This window comes from Streptomyces massasporeus (assembly GCF_014648995.1).
In the GTDB taxonomy this organism is placed as follows: domain Bacteria; phylum Actinomycetota; class Actinomycetes; order Streptomycetales; family Streptomycetaceae; genus Streptomyces; species Streptomyces massasporeus.
Genome location: NZ_BMSE01000003.1, coordinates 69,041 through 89,115, shown reverse-complemented (window position 1 = coordinate 89,115; position 20,075 = coordinate 69,041). Strand labels below are relative to the sequence as shown.

Here is a 20,075-nt window from a genome sequence, read left to right as displayed (position 1 = left end):
GAAGGATCCCGGCATGCCCGCATCCCCGAGCACCGCCCGGGCCATCAACGACCGGCTCGCCCTGCGTCTGCTCCAGCAGGAAGGCCCGTTGACGGCAGGGCGGTTGAAGCAGCTGACCGGTCTGTCCCGGCCGACCGTCGCCGACCTCGTCGAACGCCTCGGTGCCGCCGGACTCATCGCGGTCGTCGGTGAGGCGGGCGAGCAGCGACGCGGCCCCAACGCGAAGGTCTACGGCATCGTCGCCGACCGGGCGCACCTGGCCGCACTCGACGTCCGCACCGAGGGCGTCGCCGTGGCCGTCGCGGACCTGGTGGGGCGGGTGCTGGCCGAGGCGTCGGTGCCCATCGCCGGTGACACGGGAACGGGTCCCGCCCTGGAGCAGGCGGTCACGCTGGTCGAGCGCGTGGCGAAGGAGGCCGGCGCCGAACGCCTGCACACCGTGGGGATCGGGGCGCCCGGCCTGGTCGACCCGTCCAGTGGCGAACTCCGCGACTCCACCGGGCTGCCGGAGTGGCACCGCCGGCTCGTCGCCACCCTCCAGGAGCGGTTGCCCGAGGCCCGCGTCAGCGTCGAGAACGAGACCAACCTCGCGGCGCTGGCCGAGCAGCGCGACGGGGCGGCCCGGGACCGGGACACGTTCGTCCTGCTGTGGCTGGGCCATGGAACGGGGGCGGCCGTGGTCCTCGACGGCGCCCTCCGGCGCGGCGCCTCCGGCGGCACCGGAGAGATCGGCTTCCTCCCGGTCCCGGGCACCACCGTGCTGCCGTCGGCCACGGGCTGCGAGGGCGGCTTCCACTCGCTGGCCTCCTCGGCGGCAGTCGTGTCCCTCGCGGCCGAGTGCGGCATTCCGGCGGCGCCGGGGGAGCAGACGCACGCGGTGGGGGTGGTGCGGGCAGCCGTCGCCGTGGTGCGGGCGGCGGCGGGCGGAGGGCCGGGGGAGGAGCCGACCGCGAACGACGCGGAGGGAGCGGTGCGGGCGAGCGGAACCGGGAGCCCCACGCTGACGCCGGGAGGGGGCGTGGGGGCTGTTCGCGCAGTTCCCCGCGCGCCCACACCCGGGAGTTCGCCGCCGCTGCTGCCGGGAGGGGCCGCGCCCGTGCCCGGGGCCGAATCTCGCACCCCCGGGGCCGAGGCACCCCCACGCCCAGCCCCTGCCCCCGCCGCCCGCTTTCTGGACGCCCTCGCTGATCGTCTCGCCGTCGGGGTCGCCTCCGTCGTGGCGATCCTGGATCCCGGCTGCGTGGTGCTCGGCGGTGAGGTCGGTCAGGCCGGTGGCGAGGAGCTCGCGTCACGGGTGCGGGACCGCATCGCCCGGATGACGCCCCTGCCCACGGAGGTCCGGGCGACGACCCTGGGCGGCGGCGCGGTCCTGCGCGGCGCACTGCTGACGGCCCGGGACCGCGCCCAGGAGGAACTGTTCACGCCCGGAGAGCCCCCACCCCAGCCCTCCCCGGGCTGGTAGGCCGTCCGGCCCGGAACCGTCCCCCTGCGTCCTCCTCCCTCAGACCCCGGACCGCCCGCTCCCCGCCTGGATCCGGCCGCCCCCGAACCGCCTCTCCAGGTGCTCTTCGAACGACCCCTTGCCCACCGCCCGTCGCGGCGCCAGATGGCCCCCGCTCCGGAAGCCCCGGTACGCCGCCCCCCACAGCGGCACGTTCACCACCGCTCGCCGACGGCCCGACGCCTTCAGATACGCGCGGGCCAGGGACTCCAGCGGCCGCACCTCCGGCCCGCCCATGTCCTCGACCCGCCCCGCCGGCGCGGCCGCCGCCAGCTCGACCAGCCGGTCCGCGACCTCGGCCACCTCCACCGGCTGATCCCGCACGCCCGCCGGGAGGAACATCACGGGCAGCTTCGACAGCCCCTGGAACATCATGATCAGCAGGTCGTGGAACTGCGTCGCCCGCAGTACGGTCCAGCCGATCCCCGACTCCTCGACCAGTTTCTCCACCGCGAGCTTGCTCCGGTAGTACGGGAACGGCACCTCGTCGACACCCACGATCGACACGTAGACCAGATGACGCACGCCCGCACCGCGCGCCGCACTGATCAGGTTCCGAGCCGCCTGCTCGTCCCCCTTCTGCGCCGACGCGCAGTGCACGATCGTGTCCACACCGGCGACGGCCGCGTCCAGCGCGGCTCCGCCGGCCCGCAGATCCACCGCGTACGGCTGACTGTGCCGGCTGAGCACCCGCACTTCGTGCCCGTCCGCGCGCAACCGCGCGACGACGAGCCGCCCCAGCGTTCCGGTGCCGCCGGTCACCAGGATCGTGGTCATGCTGTTCAGCCCCTTCGGACGCCGGGCGCTCCCGGGTGGAGCGCCCCTCGCCAACTGAGACCGAACACCCCCGCCGAATGTGACAGGCGCGCCCTGCGGTCCTACGGCCGGGTGAGCTGACGCCGTGCGAACGCCAGCTTCTCCGGGTTGACCACGGCCCGCACACCCGTGACCAGCCCGTCGCGTACCTCGACCACTGACAGCCCGACGAGCGTGTCGCCCGCCCAGCTGGCCAGCCCCGGCGCCCCGTTGACCTCGGTCGGCACGAAGTCCAGGCCCCGTGCGAACTTCGGCCCGCCGCCCGCCAGGAAGCGGGCGATGCCGGCCCCGCCCTCGATGGGCCACCGCGCCGCGGTGACCTTGCCGCCACCGTCGCTCCACCAGGTCGCGTCGGCGGCGAGCAGCTTCTCCAACCCGGCCAGGTCCCCGTCGCGGGCCGCCGTGATGAACGACGTGACCAGCTCTTCCTGCCGCTCGGAGGCGGGCTCGAACCGGGCCTGCGGTTCGCCCACCCTCAGCACGGCACGCCGGTACAGCTGACGGCAGTTGGCCTCGCTCAGGTCCAGCACCCCGGCGATCTCCCGGTGCCCGTAGCCGAACGCCTCCCGCAGCACGTACACGGCCCGTTCGGTCGGCGTCAGCCGCTCCAGCAGCACCAGCATCGCCATCGACACGGCGTCCCGCTGCTCCGCGGACTCCAGTGGGCCGAGCGTGCCGTCCGAGGTGACCACGGGCTCGGGCAGCCAGGTTCCGACGTACCGCTCGCGCCGGGCCCGCGCGGAGGTGAGCCGGTTCAGGCAGAGGTTGGTGACGACCTTGGCCAGCCAGGCCGCCGGGTGCTCGATCCCCGCCCGGTCGGCGCCGCTGTAGCGCAGGTAGGCGTCCTGGACCGCGTCCTCGGCCTCCTCGGCGGAGCCCAGCAGCCGATAGGCGAGCGAGAACAGCCTGGGCCGGTGGACTTCGAACTCCTCGGCGGTGGTCGTGGTCATACGACTCACCCTGCCAGAGGGCGGCCCGCGCGGTGTCGGGAGCCCGGGGCGGGGACCTGGCGTGGGAAGGCCCGACGGCGGGCAAGGGCCGTCGTCACCGCCGCCGGGCCGGTCAGTGGGGTTGAGCCGACCCTGGCGATGACCCTAGAAAGGACTAGACCACATCGTCAATAGGTGTGTACCAATGCCGGACCTCAAGAGGTCGACCCGGCGCGCGAGTTGGGGTGCCGGTCGCGCTCGGGAAGGGGTGCGACACGGTCTGTGAGGCAGCCCACACACCTCGCCCCTCGGAACATCGACTGGGCGTGGCACACTGGCCCTGTACCAGTAGCAGCGCACTCCGGGGTCGGTGAAAGTCCGAACCGGCGGTTACAGTCCGCGACCCGGTCGCCTCCAGCGACCGGTTGACCAGGTGAAATTCCTGGACCGACGGTTAAAGTCCGGATGGGAGGCAGTGCGCGGCGAGCGGGCATTCGTGCGCGCCGCCGAGAAGTTCGTCCTCGTGACGGGCTCCGTCCGGCGTCGTCCTCGGTGTCCCTGCTCGTACCTTCTGTCGTCATCGACAGCCCCGGAGTCCGTGCCCGAAGAGGCAGGAGGACCCGGGAAGTGTTCACCGGAATCGTCGAAGAGCTGGGCGAGATCACCGCCGTCGAGACCCTCGACGACGCCTGTCGCTTCCGCCTGCGCGGCCCAGTCGTCACCCAGGGCGCCAAGCACGGCGACTCGATCGCCGTGAACGGCGTGTGCCTCACGGTCGTCGACCACGAGGGCGACGAGTTCACGGCCGACGTCATGGCCGAGACCCTGAACCGCTCCAGCCTCGGTGCCCTGAAGGCCGGATCCCGCGTCAACCTCGAACGCCCCATGGCCGTCGGCGAGCGCCTCGGCGGGCACATCGTGCAGGGCCATGTGGACGGCACCGGCGAGATCCTGGAGCGCAAACCCTCCGAGCACTGGGAGATCGTGAAGATCTCCCTCCCCGCGGACCTCACCCGGTACGTGGTCGAGAAGGGCTCCATCACCGTCGACGGCATCAGCCTCACCGTCGTCGACGCCGGCCCCGACCACTTCACCGTCAGCCTCATCCCCACCACCCTCGACCTGACCACGCTGGGCCACAAGCAGCCCGGCGACCCGGTCAACCTCGAGGTGGACGTCATCGCCAAGTACGTCGAGCGGATGCTGGGCGACCGCGCGCAGGGGGCCGGCCGGTGAACACGCTGAACTCCGAGGCGTTCGTCCTCTTCGGCCAGCACATCCTCTGGTCCGACATGGTCGGCAACCTCTTCGGCCTGGCCGCCCTCGCCCTGGGCTGGCGGCGCTCCATCTGGACCTGGCCCGTGCAGTTCCTGGCCGGTCTCATCCTCTTCGGCGCCTTCTTCGGCCACCTCACCGGCAGCGCCGGCAAGCAGGCGGTCGTCATGCTCGTCGCGCTGTACGGCTGGTGGCAGTGGCAGCGCGGCAAGGGACAGGGAGAGGACGGCCTCATCGCCGTCCGGTTCGCCACCTGGCGCGAGCGCGGCGCGATGGCCGCGGCGGCCGCCGCCGGCACGGTCGCGGTGGCGCTGCTGTTCAAGGCGTACCCGACCCTGTCCTGGGACCCCTGGCCGGACGCCTACATCTTCGTCGGCACCGTCGTCGCCATGTACGCCCAGGCGCGCGGCATGGTCGAGTTCTGGTTCGCCTGGCTGCTCGTCGACGTCGTCGGCGTGCCCCTCAACTTCGCCAACGGCTACGCCTTCTCCGGCTTCGTCTACGTCATCTACGGCGCGCTCGTCCTGTGGGGCCTGCGCGACTGGTGGCTGCGCTCGCGCGCGGCAGCCCAGCCCACCCTGGAAGGAGCGCCGGCATGAGCGCCGCAACCACCCTGTACAGCACCGACGACGTCGAGAACTTCACGCTCGACCCCGTCGAGCAGGCCATCGCCGACATCGCGGCCGGCCGCCCCGTCGTGGTCGTCGACGACGAGGACCGGGAGAACGAGGGCGACCTCGTCATCGCCGCAGAGAAGGCCACCCCCGAGATCGTCGCCTTCATGATGAGCGAGTGCCGCGGCCTGATCTGCGCCCCCATGGAGGGCGACGAGCTGGACAGGCTGAAGCTGCCGCAGATGGTCGAGGACAACACCGAGTCGATGAAGACGGCCTTCACGGTCTCCGTCGACGCCTCCGCCGCGCACGGCGTGAGCACCGGCATCTCCGCCTCCGACCGTGCCACCACCCTCCAACTGCTCGCCGACGGCGTCTCGGGCCCCGAGGACTTCGTCCGCCCCGGCCACATCTTCCCGCTGCGCGCCCGGCCCGGCGGGGTCCTCACCCGCAACGGCCACACCGAGGCCGCCGTCGACCTCGCCCGCCTCGCGGGCCTGCGCCCGGCCGGCGCGATCGTCGAGATCGCCGGCGAGGACGGCACCATGCTGCGCCTGCCCGAGCTGATCCCCTTCGCCCGCAAGCACGGCCTGACGATCATCTCCATCGAGGACCTGATCGCCTACCGCCGCAGCAGCGAGCCCACCGTCCGCCGCGAGGCCAGGACCCAACTGCCCACCGCCCACGGCACCTTCACCGCCTACGGTTACCGCTCCACCGTCGACGGCGTCGAGCACGTCGCCCTGGTGCACGGCGAGATCGGCGACGGCCAGGACGTCCTCGTCCGCGTCCACTCCGAATGCCTCACCGGCGACGTCTTCGGCTCGGCCCGCTGCGACTGCGGCCCCCAGCTCGACGCCTCCCTCGCCCGCATCCAGGACGAGGGCCGGGGCGTCGTGGTCTACCTGCGCGGACACGAGGGCCGCGGCATCGGCCTGATGTCCAAGCTGCGCGCCTACGAACTCCAGGAGCGCGGCCGCGACACCCTCGACGCCAACCTGGAACTCGGCCTGCCCGCCGACGCCCGCGACTACGCCGCCGGCGCGCAGATCCTCGCCGACCTCGGTGTGCGCGGCGTCCGGCTGCTGACCAACAACCCCGACAAGACCGACGCGCTCGTCCGCCACGGCATCGCGGTCCAGGCCCGCGTGCCGATGCCCGTGAGCGCCGGCGAGCACAACCTCCGTTACCTGCGCACCAAGCGGGACCGGATGGGCCACGACCTGCCCTGGCTGGACACGACCACCGTGCCCGCCTGCGGCAACCAGTAAGAGAGCACAGAGGGAGAGACGTGAGCGGCAAGGGTGCACCGGAGCTGTCCGTACGCAATGTGGGTGACCTCCGGGTCGCCGTCATCGCGGCACAGTGGCACGAGAAGGTGATGAACGGTCTGGTCGACGGCGCCCTGCGCGCCCTGCACGACCTCGGCATCGACGAGCCGACCCTCCTCAGGGTCCCCGGCAGCTGGGAGCTCCCGGTCGTCGCCAAGGTCCTCGCGGGCCGCGGCTACGACGCGATCGTCGCCCTCGGCGTCGTCATCCGCGGCGGCACGCCCCACTTCGAGTATGTGTGCCAGGGCGTGACCCAGGGTCTCACCCAGGTCTCCGTCGACACCGGCGTCCCCGTCGGCTTCGGCGTGCTGACCTGCGACACCGAGGAGCAGGCCCTGGACCGCGCCGGAATCGAGGGTTCCAACGAGGACAAGGGGCACGAGGCGGTGACGGCGGCGGTGGCGACCGCGGCCACCCTCCGCTCAGTATCCGAACCCTGGCGCTGACGGAAGCCGGGTGTGGCATAGGCTGAGCGTCACCATGTCCAAGAAGACGTTCGAGGAGCTCTTCACCGAGCTCCAGCACAAGGCCGCCCAGGGCGACCCCGCCACTTCCCGCACCGCAGAACTGGTCGGCAAGGGCGTCCACGCCATCGGCAAGAAGGTCGTCGAAGAGGCCGCCGAGGTGTGGATGGCCGCCGAGTACGAGGGCAAGGAAGCCGCCGCCGAGGAGATCTCGCAGCTGCTGTACCACGTCCAGGTGATGATGGTCGCCCGCGGCATCTCCCTCGACGACGTCTACGCCCACCTCTGAGCCGCACCCGTTCCCGTCCCGCACCACGCAAAGGAAGCCGACCTCATGCTGCGCATCGCCGTCCCCAACAAGGGTTCCCTGTCCGGCCCTGCGGCGGAGATGCTGCATGAGGCCGGCTACCAGCAGCGCCGCGAGTCCAAGGAACTGCGGATCGTCGACCCGGTCAACGAGGTCGAGTTCTTCTACCTCCGCCCCCGCGACATCGCGATCTACGTCGCCTCCGGGCAGCTGGACATCGGCCTCACCGGCCGGGACCTGCTCATCGACTCCGGAGCCGAAGCCGAGGAGATCCTCGCCCTCGGCTTCGCCCGCTCCACCTTCCGCTACGCCACCAAGCCCGGCACGATCAGCGGCCTGGCGGACCTGACGGGCAAGACGATCGCCACCTCCTACGAGGGCATCGTCGCCGCCCACCTCGCCGAGCACGGCATCGACGCCTCCGTCGTCCACCTCGACGGCGCCGTCGAGACCGCCATCCAGCTCGGCGTCGCCCAGGTCATCGCCGACGTCGTCGAGACCGGCACCTCGCTGCGCAACGCGGGGCTGGAAGTCGCCGGCGAGCCGATCATGCAGTCCGAGGCCGTCGTGATCCGCCGCACCGGCGCGGACGCCGACGACCCCAAGGTGCAGCAGTTCCTGCGCCGCCTCCAGGGCGTCCTGGTCGCCCGGACGTACGTGATGATGGACTACGACTGCCGCGTCGAGCAGCTGGAGAAGGCCGTCGCCCTCACGCCCGGCCTGGAGTCCCCGACCGTCTCCCCGCTGCACAACGAGGGCTGGGTCGCCGTCCGCGCGATGGTCCCGGCCAAGGAAGCCCAGCGGATCATGGACGACCTGTACGACATCGGTGCCCGGGCCATCCTGACCACGGCCATCCACGCCTGCCGTCTCTGAGGGGCGTACGCGAGATGTCCGATCTGCCCACCCTGCCCGTCACGTTCCGGCCGGGCAGCACCCGCGTGGTGCTGCTCACCGCGGCCGTCGCCATCCTCGTGGTGATCACGGCGGTCGCGATGCTGCTGAAGCAGCTCAGCCCCGCCGAGCGCGTCAGCTTCGTCTTCACGGCGCTCCTGCTGGACGCCGTGCTGCTCCTCCTGGCGCGTCCCAAGGTCGTCGTCGACGAGAACGGCGTCACTGTCGTCAATCTCACGAACAAGCGCCGGCTGGAGTGGGCGGAGATCCTCCAGGTGACCCTCCGGCCCGGCGACCCCTGGGTGTTCCTCAACCTCAGCGACGGCACCAGCCTGCCTGCTCTGGGCATCCAGCCGGGCCTGGCCAAGCAGCGTGCGATCGCCGACGCCCGAGCCCTGCGGGCGCTCGTCGAGGCCCGTTCCGTGGCGGACCCCGAGCGGCGTCAGGGCTGACTCGGGGAGATCCTCAGGACGGTCACCCTGCCGCATCGGGCCATGTCTTGATTAATCTGTTTCCGGAGGCGCGAACGGACGCGCCTCCGCCCCTGCCGCCCCGCCCGGTGCGCCAGGGGCTCCTGCTAACCGAGGAGTGACTCCCTCCGGCGATGGACGGATCGTCCTGCAGTACCTGCGCCGCCCCCTGCCGACATAGCGCGGACCTCGTATCCGAGGTACGTGACCGTGTGGAGGCGGCGGCATCATGACCACCCCCCTGCTGCTCCTGGCAGCCGCGTTCCTGCTGATTCTCGCCAACGGATTCTTCGTGGCGGCCGAATTCGGACTCGTGACGGTCGAGCGGCCCGAGGCCGAGAAGGCCGCCGCCGAGGGCGACCGGCGCGCCCACCGGGTCGTCGAATCACTCAAGGAACTGTCCTTCCAGCTCTCCGGCACCCAGCTCGGCATCACCATCACCTCGCTCGTCGTCGGCATGCTCGCCGAACCGGCGCTCGCCGAGCTGCTGCACGGCCCGTTCACCTCGATCGGCATCCCCGAGGGAGCCGTCTCCGGTGTCACGGTCGTCGTCGGCATGCTGCTGGCCTCCGCCGTGCAGATGGTGATCGGCGAGCTCCTGCCCAAGAACTGGGCGGTGTCCCGGCCGCTGCAGGTCGCGCGCTTCGTCGCGGGCCCGCAGCACGTCTTCGCCCGGCTGTTCCGCCCGGTCATCGCCGGCCTCAACGCCGTCGCGAACCGGCTCGTGCGCGCCCTGGGCATCGAACCCGCCGAGGAGCTGGCCTCCGCCCGCACCCCCGGCGAACTCGTTTCCCTGGCCCGCCACTCGGCCCTGGCCGGCGCCCTGGAGCAGGACACGGCCGACCTGTTCGTCCGGACCCTGTCGCTGGGCGAGCTCACCGCGCAGCACGTGATGACGCCGCGCGTGAAGGTCAGCGCCCTGCAGTCCTCGGCCACCGCCGAGGACGTCGTCAACCTGACCCGCGCCACCGGCCTGTCCCGCTTCCCGGTCTACCGGGAGAAGATCGACGAGGTCGTCGGCATGGCCCACCTCAAGGACGCCCTGGCCGTGCCCGTCCAGGACCGGTTGCGCACCCCTGTCGGCCACATCGCCCGCCCGGCGCTGCTCGTCCCCGAGACGCTGCCCGTCCGGCCGCTCCTCACGCGTCTGCGCAGTGAGCAGCCCATCGCGGTCGTCGTCGACGAGTACGGCGGCACCGCCGGTGTCGTCACGCTGGAGGACATCGTCGAGGAGATCGTCGGCGAGGTCCGCGACGAGCACGACGGGCACGACCTGCCCGAGCTGGCCGCCGCGCCGCCGGAGGACGGCAGGCCTGCCTGGGACGTCGACGGCAGCTGCCGGGTCGACATCCTGCTGCGCATAGGCCTCGACGTGCCCGAGGGCCCGTACGAGACGGTCGCGGGCCTGATCGCCGACCTGCTGGGCCGTATCCCGGCCGTCGGTGACAAGGCGGAGCTGCCCGGTTGGCGGCTCTCGGTGCGCCAGGTCGGCCACTACCGCGCGGAGCGGGTCCGGCTCGTGCGGACCGCCCCGGTGGTCTCCATGGCGGAGGCCGTCCGATGAGCGTGCTCCAACTCCTCTTCGCCGCGCTGCTCGTGCTCGCCAACGGCTTCTTCGTCGGCGCCGAGTTCGCGCTGGTCTCCGTACGCCGCAGCCAGATCGAGCCGCTCGGCACCGCCCGCGCCCGGCAGGTGCTCTACGGTCTTGAGCGGCTGCCGCAGATGATGGCGGCGGCCCAGTTCGGCATCACGATCTGCTCCCTCACCCTCGGCGCGGTCGCCGAACCGACGGTCGCGCACCTGTTGGAGCCGGTCTTCGAGTGGATCCACCTGCCGCACGGCATGATCCATCCGCTGACCTACGTCATCGCCCTCGCCGCCGTGGTCTTCTTCCACCTCGTCATCGGCGAGATGGTCCCGAAGAACCTGGCGATGGCGGCCCCCGAGAAGGTCGCGCTGTGGCTCAGTCCCGGCCTGGTCTGGTTCGCGCGCTTCTGCAAGCCGATCACCGCCGCGCTGGGCGCCGTCTCCCAGGGCATCCTGCGGCTCTTCCACGTCGAGCCCAAGGACGAGGTCGAGGCCGTCTTCACCAGCGAGCAGCTCAACCGGCTGGTCGAGGACGCCGGCCAGGCGGGCCTGCTCGACCCCGAGGAGGCCGAGAGCCTGGAGGACGCCCTGGAGCTGGGCTCGCGCCCGGTGACGGACGTCCTGCTCAAGCGGGAGTCGTTGGTGACGGTCAGCCCGGCGGTCACGCCCGGGCGGATCGTCGAGCTCACCGCCCGCACCGGGTACTCCCGGTTCCCGGTCGCCGCGGACAACGGCGCCTTCATGGGGTACCTGCACGTCAAGGACGTCCTCGACGCGGAGGACTCGGACCGGGCCGTTCCGCAGCACCTGTGGCGCCCCATGACGACCCTGCGGCCCGAGCTGCCCCTCGACGACGCCCTCACGGTGATGCGCCGGGCGGCGACGCACCTGGCCCAGGTCGCCGACGCGTCCGGCAAGGTGCTCGGGCTGGTCGCCCTGGAGGACGTGCTGGAGCTGCTGGTGGGGGAGGTGCGGGATCCCGCGCACCGGCAGGTGCGCGAGGTGAGGCTGACCGAGCCGAGGTCCGGTGAAGAGGTGCTGGCGACCTAGCATCGTAGCTGCGGGCGCGTGGGGGCTGGTCTGGTCGCGCAGTTCCCCGCGCCCCCAGGCGGGCGGGTGCGGCTCGACCGGCCTTCATGGCACCCACTCAGGGTCGCGGGGAACCGCGGGGCCGGCACCCACCGACCCGCGGCCGACGGACTCACCTGGCCGACGGATCCTGCGGCCCCCGCCCCGACAAGACCTCTCCGTACGCCTGCATCAGGTCCGGCAACCGCAGCGTCGCCAGGTCCTCCCTGCCCAACACCCCGGGATACACCGACAACCGCAGATCCCGGTACGCGCAGCTCTTCTCGTACAGCGTCCGCAGGAACCGTCCGTTGCCCAGCTCGTCGATCCACCCCTGGTCGACCACGTGCCCGGCGATGGACCGCAGTTCGTCCAGGGCCTCCTCGTCCCACAGGTCGCCGTTCTCCGCCGCGAGCACCTTGCCGATCTCGGTGAGTTCGAGGGGCCGGTAGGACGGGAAGTCGACGCGGGTGGTGAAGCGGGAGGACAGCCCGGGGTTCGCGGCGAGCAGGCGGTCCATGCCCTCCGGGTAGCCGGCCAGGATCACCACGAGGTGGTCGCGGTTGTCCTCGGCGCGCTTCAGCAGCACCTGGAGGGCCTCGTCGCCGTACGCGTCGCCCTTGCCGTAGCCCGAGTTGGACAGCGAGTAGGCCTCGTCGACGAAGAGGACGCCCCCGAGGGCCGAGTCGATCAGTTCGTTCGCCTTCACGGCTGTCTGCCCGAGGTACTCGCCGACCAGGTCGGCCCGCTGGGCCTCCACGAGATGGTCGCCGCCGAGCAGCCCGAGGGCGTAGAAGACGCGGCCGAGGATGCGGGCGACGGTGGTCTTGCCGGTGCCGGAGGGGCCGGAGAAGACGAAGTGGCGTTTCGGCGGTTGGACCGGCAGGCCCTGCCCGGCGCGCAACCGGGCCATGTTCAGCTGCGCCGACAGCGCCTTGACCTGGCGCTTCACCGGCTCCAGGCCCACCATGCGTTCGAGCTCGGCGAGTGCCTCGTCCAGTAACGCCGGGTCGGTGGGCCCGGCGGGCAGCGACGGGACGGGGCCGGTTCTCTCACGGACCGGGGGGCCGGTCACCGGCGGAAGGGGAGCGAGCGGCGGCTCGGGATCGGGCAGCCTCAGATCGCGCCCTTCGAGACCGAAGAGCGGGTCGAACCCGTCCGGACCGTCCACCGCGTCCTGGCCCGCCCCGGTGAGGGTGATCGCCGCGAGGCCGGTGGCGTCGTCGTAGCCGTCGCCCTCGGCGATGGCGGCCAGCCGGGCGGAGGTGTCCATGAACGCCGGGTCGACGCGGTGCACGGCCCGGTACAGGGGGAGCGCGGCGGCGCTGCGGCCGGTGCCCTCGTGCGCCCGGGCCAGCCAGTAGCGCAGCTCCTTGCGCTGGGGCTGCTCGCTGCGGCAGCGCATCAGAGCGGCGGACAGCAGGGGTTCGGCCTGGCCGTACATCTCCAGGCGGACCCGGGCCATGCCGCCGAACAGACCCGCCTCGATGCCGAGCATCGGATCGTCGAGCAGCGGGTCGGTGTGGCGGACCAGTTGCTCCCAGTCCTTGACCAGATAGGCGCGGCAGGAGTGCAGGAAGCGGACCTGGTGGTCGGTGTCCACGGGCGGCAGCCCGGCGAGCGCCCGGTCCAGCTCGGGGACGTGGCGGCCGTCCAGCCAGTGGGAAGCGTGCGCGAGCAGCAGATCACGGGGGCTCTCCAGCACCGGCTGCACCCACCAGCCCAGCCAGTACCAGGAGTTGAGCGTGCGGCGGTAGCGGGTGCGCTGCTCCCCGAACCGGTCCCGGTGCTGGAACATGCGCAGCAGCGCCGTCGTCGTGTCGACGCGCAGCGCGTGCAGCCCGAGCCAGCCGTCGGCCATTCCGGAGTCCATCCGCACCGCGGCGCGGAACTCTTCCTCCGCCTGCGGATAGGCGCCCATGGTGTAGGCGTCCACTCCTCGCAGCCAGGCGAGGTCGGCCGGGGCCTGTGGGCCCTGCGTGCCGAAGTCCATCACGTCCCCCACAAACCGTGCCCCCGTCGGAATGCCAACGAGCCGTCCCCCAGCCGGCTGCCCTGCTCGAACCGCTGTGCCACGGACCGGAGTTGCACAGTGCGCGAAGCAACCGTCCGTAGGTCGCGACGAGGGCATCGTACCTGCGGACGCGGCGCCCCCGTAGGGTGCCGCACGCGCCGTTCGGCGAGGTGGGAGCGGATGCCGCGGCCGCGCGGACGGTGACCCAGGGTGAGCGCTCGGCGCCCCGCGGCGGCCGGAAAACCGGAAGAAGGCAGAACGAAGCCCCCGATCACGGGGGAACAACCGGGGGCTTCGCGTCTGCGGGCGGCTCCGATGCCGCACATTGAGAACGTAAGACCTGTACGGCCCGACGGTCAAGCCGAGTTGAAGCACTCCGGCAAGTTGTCCCGCAAGGCCCTTCACAAGTTCAGCACACTGCGGGCGGTCCGTCACCGTGCGTGAGGGACTGGTCCGGTCCAACGGTCCCAGCGGGTCCCGCGAGCACCTCGTACCCCTCGTCTCGCTGCCGCACCAGGAGGTCGGCGAACGGCCGCGAGGGATCGTCGGCGAAATGCCGGCGCTCCGCCGGAACCCATCCGTCCCAGAACTCCCGCTGCTCCTCCCCGTCCCGGGACCGTCCCCGCTGCCAGGCCTCCTCCCGCGGCAGATCCATCCACAGCAGCAGGGCCAGGTGCGGGCGCAGCGCCCGGCGCCCCGCGCCGACGCCCTCCATGAGGATCACCGGCGCGGGCGGGACCGGGCGCGGGGAGCCGAAGCGGCGGGCCCGCCAGTCGTAGGGGGCGTAGTGCGCGGTCCGGCCGCGGGAGAGCGGCTCGATCAGCTGGTCCAGCAGGCGTCCCGTCCAGTCGAACAGCGCGTCGTGGCTGGCGATGTCGTCGAGGCGCAGCACCGGCGCGCCGTCCAGGGCCGCCGCCAGCCGCTCGGCGAACGTGCTCTTCCCGGACCCGGCGTGCCCGTCGACACCGACGAGCCGGACCGGGCCGCAGGAGGGGGAGAGGTGGCGGACCCGGGCGGCCAGGTCGCGGACGGCGTGGCCCGGTGCGGGGCGGAAGGACGGATTCATCTCGATCGGCACTCTAACCACCGGGTCCGCCGCGGATGCCACTGGTCGACGCCAATATTGGTGGGCGCGGCGCGCGTCGAAGTGCTGGCAGGACACGGCGGGCTGTGCTCATATGTGGCGCACGCACGGATACGACCGACCGTGCACGGACCTGCCCCGCACCTGCCCGACTCCGACATCCGGGGGTCTTCGCCATGCGCAGCGCCGAACAGCCGTCCCGCAGAACCGTCCTGGCCGCCGCGGTCGCCGCCGCCGTCACCGCGGGGGCGGGTCCGGCGGCCGCCGATCCCGAGGCCCCCATGACGACCGACGCCGCAGACCTCGCCCGGAAGGTCCCGGCCCGCACCGTCGACAACCGGGCCTGGGTCTCGTACGGCGACTGGTCCGGCGGCACCGCCAAGGGCACCCGGGCCGTCGCGGGCACCCGCCCGGGCCTGGCGATCGCGAAGCCCGCCGGCACCACCGCCTACACGGATCCGCACACGGGCAGGACCGCCACGTGGGAGTACGGCACCTGGACCTCCCCCGTCCACCGGCTCGCCGTCCCCGCGACCGAGGCGATCGTCTCCTGGAACGCGCGCACCCCGGCCGGCACCTGGATCCAGGCCGAGATCAAGGGCACCTACACCGACGGCACCAGCACCCCCTGGTACGTGATGGCCCGCTGGGCCTCCGGCGACCAGGACATCCGGCGCACCTCGGTCGACGACCAGAGTGACGGCAAGAGCACCGTCTGGACGGACACCCTGGCCATCGACGACGCGTCGACCGGCCTGCGCCTGGCCTCGTACCGGCTGCGCCTGACCCTCTACCGCGAGCCCGGCACCGAGGCCACGCCCACCGTGTGGCGGCTCGGCGCCATGGGCTCCGACGTGCCCGACCGGTTCACCGTCCCGGCGTCCGAGCCCGGCCTCGCGAAGGAACTGGCCGTCCCGCGCTACTCGCAGGAGATCCACAAGGGCCAGTACCCCGAGTACGACAACGGCGGCGAGGCCTGGTGCAGCCCGACGTCCTCCCAGATGATCGTCGAGTACTGGGGCGGCCGGCTCACCGACGGGCAGCTGGACTGGGTCGATCCCGCGTACGCCGACCCGCAGGTGTGCCACGCGGCCCGCTTCACCTACGACTACCAGTACGCGGGCTGCGGCAACTGGCCCTTCAACGCCGCCTACGCCGCCACGTTCAAGGACCTCCAGGGCGTCGTGACCCGGCTCGGCTCGCTCACCGACCTGGAGACGCTGATCGCCGCGGGCATCCCGGCCATAACGTCCCAGTCGTTCCTCAAGGAGGAGCTGACCGGCGCCGGGTACGGCACCGCCGGGCACCTGATGACCGTCGTCGGCTTCACCGCCGGCGGTGACGTGATCGCCAACGATCCCTTCTCGGCGAGCAACGAGGCCGTGCGGCGCGTCTACCGGCGGCGCGAGTTCGAGAACATCTGGCTCAGGACCAAGCGGTACAACGCCTCCGGCAAGGTCGCCTCGGGCACCGGCGGCATCTGCTACCTGTACTTCCCGGCACGCCCGAGCGCGGCCCAGCGCAAGGCCCTGGCGGCCGTGGGCGTCCGCGTGTGAGCAAACTCTCGGCCGCAAAAGCCGCGACCGGTGGCAAGGTGGACGCGACCCCGGGGGGAGTCCGTCCGCACCACCGACCCAGCGAGAAGCCATGACCGTGCACTCAGCCACCGCCACCCGCGTCCGCACCGGCGGCCCCCAGGACGACGGCCCGAAGATCGTCGAGCACGTCATGGGGTGGGCCCTCGTCGTGGTCGTCGCGATGCTCGTGACGCAGCTCGGGCTGCTGTGACCTGACCCACGGCGCGGAGGTGAGGCCTGCCATACTGCGGAGGTCCCGCCCCGCCCGTTGAGACCAGGGTCGAAATTGAATATCAGCCCCCAGCCTGCCGCCCGTCCCCGGGCCCGCGGCACCGAGCGCTCGATGGCGCGCCGAGCCGAACTCATCGCGATCGGGCGGAGGTTGTTCGCCGACACCTCCTACGACGCCCTGTCGATGGACGACATCGCCCGGCAGGCGCACGTCGCCAAGGGGCTGATCTACTACTACTTCCAGTCCAAGCGCGGTTACTACCTGGCCATCATCCAGGACTCGGTCACCGAGCTGGTCACCCTGGCGGCGAGCGGTCTCGAACTGCCCCCGGTGGACCGGGTCCAGCGCACCGTCGACAGCTATCTGAGCTACGCCGAGCACAACCAGGCCGCGTACCGCACGATCGTGAGCGGCGGTGTCGGTTTCGACACCGAGGTGCACGCCATCCGCGACGGGGTGCGCGAGGCCGTCGTGACCACCATCGCCGAGGGCGCCTACGAGCGGGTCGACATCACCCCGCTGGCGCGGATGGCCCTGCTGGCCTGGGTGTGCAGTGTCGAGGGCGCCACGCTCGAATGGATCGACCGGCCCGACCTGCCCCGCGACACCATGTGCGAGCTGCTGGTGAAGACCCTCGGCGGTGCCCTGCGCGCGATCGAGGAACTCGACCCGGCCTACCCGGCCCCGCAGTCCGCGCGCCGGGGCGCGTGAGAGAGGGGCGGAGGGTCCGCAGCGGACCTCCGCCCCCCGCTCCGGGCGCTACTTGATCGCCTTGATCAGCTCACCGTTCGCGGTGTCGCCGCTCAGCTCCCAGAAGAACGTGCCGCCCAGGCCCTGCTGGTTCTTGTAGTTCATCTTGGTGCCGATGGTCGCCGGAGTGTCGTAACTCCACCAGTTGCCGCCGCACTTGGCGTACGCCGTGCCGGCGACCGTCCCCGTCGCCGGGCACTTGGTCTTGAGCACCTTGTAGTCGTCGATGCCCTGCTCGTACGTGCCCGCCGCCGGGCCGGTCGCGGTGCCCCCGGGGGCCGCCTGGGTGACGCCGGTCCATCCGCGGCCGTAGAAGCCGATGCCGAGCAGCAGCTTCGAGGCGGGGATGCCGAGGCCCTTGAGCTTGGCGATGGTCGCCGAGCTGTGGTTGTCCGCCTTCGGGATGCCGGCGTACGAGGTCAGCGGCGAATGCGGAGCCGTCGGGCCGGCGGCGTCCCAGGCGCCGAAGAAGTCGTACGTCATTGGGTTGTACCAGTCGACGTACTGGGCGGCGCCCGCGTAGTCCGCCGCGTCGATCTTGCCGCCCGGGGTGGCGTCGGCGGTGATCGCCGCGGTGACGAGGTTCTTCGAGCCGAACTTCGCCCGCAGCGCCTGCATCAGGTTCCGGAAGGCCGCCTTTCCGCTGGTGTCGCAGGTGGCGCCGCAGGTATTGGGGTACTCCCAGTCGATGTCGATGCCGTCGAAGACATCGGCCCACTTGGAGTTCTCGACCAGGTCGTAGCAGGACTGGGCGAACGCGGCCGGGTTCTTCGCGGCCTCGCCGAAGCCTCCCGACCAGGTCCAGCCGCCGAAGGACCACAGGACCTTGAGGTTCGGGTGCTTCTGCTTCAGCTTGCGCAGCTGGTTGAAGTTGCCGCGCAGCGGCTGGTCCCAGGTGTCGGCCTTGCCGTCGACGGATTCGGCGGCGGTGTAGGCCCGGTCGGTGGCGGCGTAGCCGTCGCCCATGGCGCACTTGCCGCCGGTGACGTTGCCGAAGGCGTAGTTGATGTGGGTGAGCTTGCCGCCCGATCCGGACGTCTCGATGTTCTTGACGTAGTACTTGCGGTCGTAGGTGCCCCATTCGGTGAAGTAGCCGATGACCTTGGAGCCGGCGGCCCTGGCGTCGGGGGCGGCCTTCGAATCTGCGGCGGCCTCCTGAGCCGAGGTCGCCGCGGTGGCGGAGGTGCCCGCGCCGGCCAGCAGACCGGCGCCGAGGACGGCGCAGCAGGCCGCGGACACGATGGTCCGGAAGCGGGAAGGGTGGGGGGTGTGCATCCGGTGTCTCCTCGTGGGGAGAGGGTAACGCGCGCTCATTGGCATGAACGCGGTGAATCGGTGGAGCGAAACAGTAGGAGGACTAGACCAGTTGGGTCAATGGTTCGGACCAATTTCGCCGCTCCGTACGTGCTCGGCCATTTCTTGAAGTAAGCGGTCGTTAACTGGTGACTGGATGCCTCCGATCGGGCATACTCACAGCGCACAGCCGCTGGTCAGCAGCTTCCGAGACCCGGGACTGCAAGCATCGGCAAGGCACCAGAACGACCCGGCGGCGCCGCCCCCACCCATGGGCCCGTCCGCCAGTGCCCGACAGGGAGGAGAGCGTCGCCATGCCCGACCGCGCCCCGCAGCCGGTGGACCGACAACTGCCCACGGAGGAGGCCCGGGACCTGATCACACTCGTCCGCGACATCGCGGCGCAGGAGATCGTCCCGAGCGCGGCCGAGGAGGAGGACGCCGGCCGCTTCCCGCGCGAGCTGTTCACCCTGCTCTCCCAGTCGGGGCTGCTCGGCCTGCCGTACGACTCCGAGTACGGGGGTGGCGACCAGCCCTACGAGGTCTACCTCCAGGTGCTGGAGGAGCTCGCCGCCGCCCGCCTCACCGTCGGGCTCGGCGTCAGTGTCCACTCCCTGGCCTCGTACGCGCTCGCCGCCTACGGCACCAAGGAGCAGCAGGTCGAGCACCTTCCCGCGATGCTCGGCGGCGGCATGCTCGGCGCGTACTGCCTCTCCGAGCCGCACTCCGGATCGGACGCGGCGGCCCTGCGCACCCGGGCCGTGCGGGACGGCGACGACTGGGTGATCACCGGCACCAAGGCCTGGATCACGCACGGCGGGATCGCCGACTTCTACACGGTGATGGCCCGCACCGGCGACGAGGGCCCGCGCGGGATCAGCGCGTTCCTGGTGCCCGGTGATGCGCAGGGGCTGAGCGCGGCCGTGCCGGAGAAGAAGATGGGCATGAAGGGCTCGCCCACCGCCCAGGTCCACTTCGACGGCGTCCGCGTCCCGGACGCCCGGCGCATCGGCGAGGAGGGGCAGGGCTTCGCGATCGCCCTGTCGTCGCTCGACTCGGGGCGGCTCGGCATCTCGGCGTGCGCGATCGGCGTGGCACAGGCCGCGCTCGACGAGGCGGTGGCCTACGCGGCCGACAGGCGCCAGTTCGGCAAGCCGATCGCCGACTTCCAGGGACTGCGGTTCATGCTCGCCGACATGGCGACGCAGATCGAGGCGGGCCGCGCCCTCTACCTCGCCGCGGCACGGCTGAAGGACGCGGGCCGGCCGTTCGCGAAGCAGGCCGCCATGGCCAAGCTGCACTGCACCGACACGGCGATGCGGGTCACCACCGACGCCGTGCAGATCCTCGGCGGCTACGGCTACACCGCCGACTTCCCGGCCGAGCGCTACATGCGCGAGGCCAAGGTGCTGCAGATCGTGGAGGGCACCAACCAGATCCAGCGGATGGTCATCGCCCGCCATCTCGTGGGTCCAGAGGAACGCTGAACTGGTCGAGGCCCCGCCAAGGGGCCGCGAGCCGCATCCACTCCGGGTCGTGCCGGCCCGGGAGGGTGCGGCCGCCCTCGGCCCAGGTCCGCATCAAGTCGCGGTAGATCGGCGGGTCCTGATAGCGGGGCGGAGCCGGCCGAACCGATTCTGCGGGCGGCGGGACGTACAGGAGGCGCTGACGCCCGGTCGCTGAGGAGATGGGGGTCATACCAGGGCAACGCGGCAGAGCCCGGACAGGTCACCGGACGGTGGAATCGGGCGTTCGTTCAGTGCCGCACACGGCTCACGGCTCCGGGCACACCGAACCGCACCACGGCCGTCTGCGGGTCGTGGTGCGGGGCAGCTACGGGAGTGGAGCGGGCGGGCGAGGAGAGCCCGC

The 20,075-nt window shown here is 71.8% G+C and carries 20 protein-coding genes and 1 riboswitch; of the genes, 14 read left to right on the top strand and 6 right to left on the bottom strand.

Going from position 1 to position 20,075, the window contains the following annotated elements; all coding sequences use genetic code 11:
• Positions 1-13: 13 nt before the first annotated feature.
• Complete coding sequence (locus IE153_RS09655; RefSeq protein WP_189589344.1) at positions 14-1,462, top strand: ROK family transcriptional regulator; 1,449 nt, start codon at positions 14-16, stop codon at positions 1,460-1,462.
• A gap of 39 nt (positions 1,463-1,501) precedes the next feature.
• Here the strand turns inward: IE153_RS09655 and IE153_RS09650 are convergent, their stop codons facing one another.
• Positions 1,502-2,278: an SDR family oxidoreductase gene (locus tag IE153_RS09650; protein ID WP_189589343.1), complete on the bottom strand. Its 777-nt coding sequence runs from the start codon at positions 2,276-2,278 to the stop codon at positions 1,502-1,504.
• Between the two features lie 101 nt (positions 2,279-2,379).
• Complete coding sequence (locus IE153_RS09645) at positions 2,380-3,267, bottom strand: RNA polymerase sigma-70 factor (protein WP_189589342.1); 888 nt, start codon at positions 3,265-3,267, stop codon at positions 2,380-2,382.
• 331 nt (positions 3,268-3,598) lie between these two features.
• Positions 3,599-3,729, top strand: a riboswitch (FMN riboswitch).
• Positions 3,730-3,873: 144 nt separating this feature from the next.
• On the opposite strand from IE153_RS09645, the gene IE153_RS09640 reads away from it, so the two are divergent.
• From IE153_RS09640 to IE153_RS09600, 9 genes are all read left to right on the top strand, one after another.
• Positions 3,874-4,482: a riboflavin synthase gene (locus IE153_RS09640; RefSeq protein ID WP_142165081.1), complete on the top strand. Its 609-nt coding sequence runs from the start codon at positions 3,874-3,876 to the stop codon at positions 4,480-4,482.
• Positions 4,479-5,120 carry a nicotinamide mononucleotide transporter family protein gene (locus IE153_RS09635; RefSeq protein ID WP_189589341.1) on the top strand — a complete coding sequence of 214 codons (642 nt, stop codon included), beginning with the start codon at positions 4,479-4,481 and terminating at the stop codon, positions 5,118-5,120. The genes IE153_RS09640 and IE153_RS09635 overlap by 4 nt, the downstream gene beginning before the upstream one ends.
• Entirely contained in the window at positions 5,117-6,406 is a 1,290-nt protein-coding gene (locus IE153_RS09630; RefSeq protein WP_189589340.1) for a bifunctional 3,4-dihydroxy-2-butanone-4-phosphate synthase/GTP cyclohydrolase II, read from the top strand. Before IE153_RS09635 ends, IE153_RS09630 begins: the two co-directional genes overlap by 4 nt.
• Positions 6,407-6,426: 20 nt before the next feature.
• Entirely contained in the window at positions 6,427-6,912 is a 486-nt protein-coding gene (gene ribH, locus IE153_RS09625; RefSeq protein WP_185009030.1) for a 6,7-dimethyl-8-ribityllumazine synthase, read from the top strand.
• Between the two features lie 34 nt (positions 6,913-6,946).
• Positions 6,947-7,219 (top strand): phosphoribosyl-ATP diphosphatase, encoded by a 273-nt coding sequence (locus IE153_RS09620; protein ID WP_019983911.1) that lies wholly within the window; start codon positions 6,947-6,949, stop codon positions 7,217-7,219.
• 45 nt (positions 7,220-7,264) lie between these two features.
• Positions 7,265-8,113 (top strand): ATP phosphoribosyltransferase, encoded by an 849-nt coding sequence (hisG, locus tag IE153_RS09615; protein WP_031108172.1) that lies wholly within the window; start codon positions 7,265-7,267, stop codon positions 8,111-8,113.
• Positions 8,114-8,127: 14 nt separating this feature from the next.
• On the top strand, positions 8,128-8,583 hold the full coding sequence (locus IE153_RS09610) for a PH domain-containing protein (protein ID WP_189589339.1): 456 nt from the start codon (positions 8,128-8,130) through the stop codon (positions 8,581-8,583).
• Between the two features lie 247 nt (positions 8,584-8,830).
• Complete coding sequence (locus IE153_RS09605; RefSeq protein ID WP_189589338.1) at positions 8,831-10,165, top strand: hemolysin family protein; 1,335 nt, start codon at positions 8,831-8,833, stop codon at positions 10,163-10,165.
• Positions 10,162-11,238, top strand: a complete 1,077-nt coding sequence (locus IE153_RS09600) for a hemolysin family protein (protein ID WP_189589337.1) — start codon at positions 10,162-10,164, stop codon at positions 11,236-11,238. Before IE153_RS09605 ends, IE153_RS09600 begins: the two co-directional genes overlap by 4 nt.
• A gap of 151 nt (positions 11,239-11,389) precedes the next feature.
• Here IE153_RS09600 and IE153_RS09595 read toward each other — a convergent pair whose 3' ends face one another.
• Positions 11,390-13,249: an AAA family ATPase gene (locus IE153_RS09595; RefSeq protein WP_189589336.1), complete on the bottom strand. Its 1,860-nt coding sequence runs from the start codon at positions 13,247-13,249 to the stop codon at positions 11,390-11,392.
• Between the two features lie 430 nt (positions 13,250-13,679).
• Positions 13,680-14,336 (bottom strand): uridine kinase family protein, encoded by a 657-nt coding sequence (locus IE153_RS09590; protein ID WP_189589615.1) that lies wholly within the window; start codon positions 14,334-14,336, stop codon positions 13,680-13,682.
• Between the two features lie 194 nt (positions 14,337-14,530).
• On the opposite strand from IE153_RS09590, the gene IE153_RS09585 reads away from it, so the two are divergent.
• The 3 genes from IE153_RS09585 to IE153_RS09575 all read left to right on the top strand — a co-directional run bounded on the left by IE153_RS09585 (position 14,531) and on the right by IE153_RS09575 (position 16,874).
• On the top strand, positions 14,531-15,910 hold the full coding sequence (locus IE153_RS09585) for a C39 family peptidase (protein WP_189589335.1): 1,380 nt from the start codon (positions 14,531-14,533) through the stop codon (positions 15,908-15,910).
• Between the two features lie 91 nt (positions 15,911-16,001).
• Positions 16,002-16,142 carry an SCO1431 family membrane protein gene (locus tag IE153_RS09580; RefSeq protein WP_107426733.1) on the top strand — a complete coding sequence of 47 codons (141 nt, stop codon included), beginning with the start codon at positions 16,002-16,004 and terminating at the stop codon, positions 16,140-16,142.
• A gap of 75 nt (positions 16,143-16,217) precedes the next feature.
• The gene (locus IE153_RS09575; RefSeq protein WP_189589334.1) at positions 16,218-16,874 is read left to right on the top strand and encodes a TetR/AcrR family transcriptional regulator; all 657 of its coding nucleotides are present in this window, start codon (positions 16,218-16,220) and stop codon (positions 16,872-16,874) included.
• Positions 16,875-16,922: 48 nt separating this feature from the next.
• On the opposite strand, the gene IE153_RS09570 is transcribed toward IE153_RS09575, so the two are convergent.
• The gene (locus IE153_RS09570) at positions 16,923-18,188 is read right to left on the bottom strand and encodes a glycoside hydrolase family 18 protein (protein WP_189589333.1); all 1,266 of its coding nucleotides are present in this window, start codon (positions 18,186-18,188) and stop codon (positions 16,923-16,925) included.
• Positions 18,189-18,520: 332 nt separating this feature from the next.
• Between IE153_RS09570 and IE153_RS09565 the strand changes: the two genes are divergently transcribed.
• Positions 18,521-19,693 carry an acyl-CoA dehydrogenase family protein gene (locus IE153_RS09565; RefSeq protein ID WP_189589332.1) on the top strand — a complete coding sequence of 391 codons (1,173 nt, stop codon included), beginning with the start codon at positions 18,521-18,523 and terminating at the stop codon, positions 19,691-19,693.
• On the opposite strand, the gene IE153_RS42870 is transcribed toward IE153_RS09565, so the two are convergent.
• Complete coding sequence (locus tag IE153_RS42870; RefSeq protein WP_078615159.1) at positions 19,656-19,904, bottom strand: hypothetical protein; 249 nt, start codon at positions 19,902-19,904, stop codon at positions 19,656-19,658. The two genes, IE153_RS09565 and IE153_RS42870, sit on opposite strands and share 38 nt — an antisense overlap.
• Between the last annotated feature and the right edge of the window lie 171 nt (positions 19,905-20,075).

Bases quoted from the DNA above. Each gene is read 5' to 3' on its own strand.
- IE153_RS09595 (WP_189589336.1), bottom strand. From the start codon at position 13,249: ATGGACTTCGGCACGCAGGGCCCACAGGCCCCGGCCGACCTCGCCTGG.
- IE153_RS09645 (WP_189589342.1), bottom strand. From the start codon at position 3,267: ATGACCACGACCACCGCCGAGGAGTTCGAAGTCCACCGGCCCAGGCTG.
- IE153_RS09600 (WP_189589337.1), top strand. From the start codon at position 10,162: ATGAGCGTGCTCCAACTCCTCTTCGCCGCGCTGCTCGTGCTCGCCAAC.
- IE153_RS09565 (WP_189589332.1), top strand. From the start codon at position 18,521: ATGCCCGACCGCGCCCCGCAGCCGGTGGACCGACAACTGCCCACGGAG.
- IE153_RS09650 (WP_189589343.1), bottom strand. From the start codon at position 2,278: ATGACCACGATCCTGGTGACCGGCGGCACCGGAACGCTGGGGCGGCTC.
- hisG (WP_031108172.1), top strand. From the start codon at position 7,265: ATGCTGCGCATCGCCGTCCCCAACAAGGGTTCCCTGTCCGGCCCTGCG.
- IE153_RS09655 (WP_189589344.1), top strand. From the start codon at position 14: ATGCCCGCATCCCCGAGCACCGCCCGGGCCATCAACGACCGGCTCGCC.
- IE153_RS09630 (WP_189589340.1), top strand. From the start codon at position 5,117: ATGAGCGCCGCAACCACCCTGTACAGCACCGACGACGTCGAGAACTTC.
- IE153_RS09585 (WP_189589335.1), top strand. From the start codon at position 14,531: ATGCGCAGCGCCGAACAGCCGTCCCGCAGAACCGTCCTGGCCGCCGCG.
- IE153_RS09620 (WP_019983911.1), top strand. From the start codon at position 6,947: ATGTCCAAGAAGACGTTCGAGGAGCTCTTCACCGAGCTCCAGCACAAG.
- IE153_RS09580 (WP_107426733.1), top strand. From the start codon at position 16,002: ATGACCGTGCACTCAGCCACCGCCACCCGCGTCCGCACCGGCGGCCCC.
- IE153_RS09610 (WP_189589339.1), top strand. From the start codon at position 8,128: ATGTCCGATCTGCCCACCCTGCCCGTCACGTTCCGGCCGGGCAGCACC.
- IE153_RS09590 (WP_189589615.1), bottom strand. From the start codon at position 14,336: ATGAATCCGTCCTTCCGCCCCGCACCGGGCCACGCCGTCCGCGACCTG.
- IE153_RS42870 (WP_078615159.1), bottom strand. From the start codon at position 19,904: ATGACCCCCATCTCCTCAGCGACCGGGCGTCAGCGCCTCCTGTACGTC.
- IE153_RS09570 (WP_189589333.1), bottom strand. From the start codon at position 18,188: ATGCACACCCCCCACCCTTCCCGCTTCCGGACCATCGTGTCCGCGGCC.
- IE153_RS09605 (WP_189589338.1), top strand. From the start codon at position 8,831: ATGACCACCCCCCTGCTGCTCCTGGCAGCCGCGTTCCTGCTGATTCTC.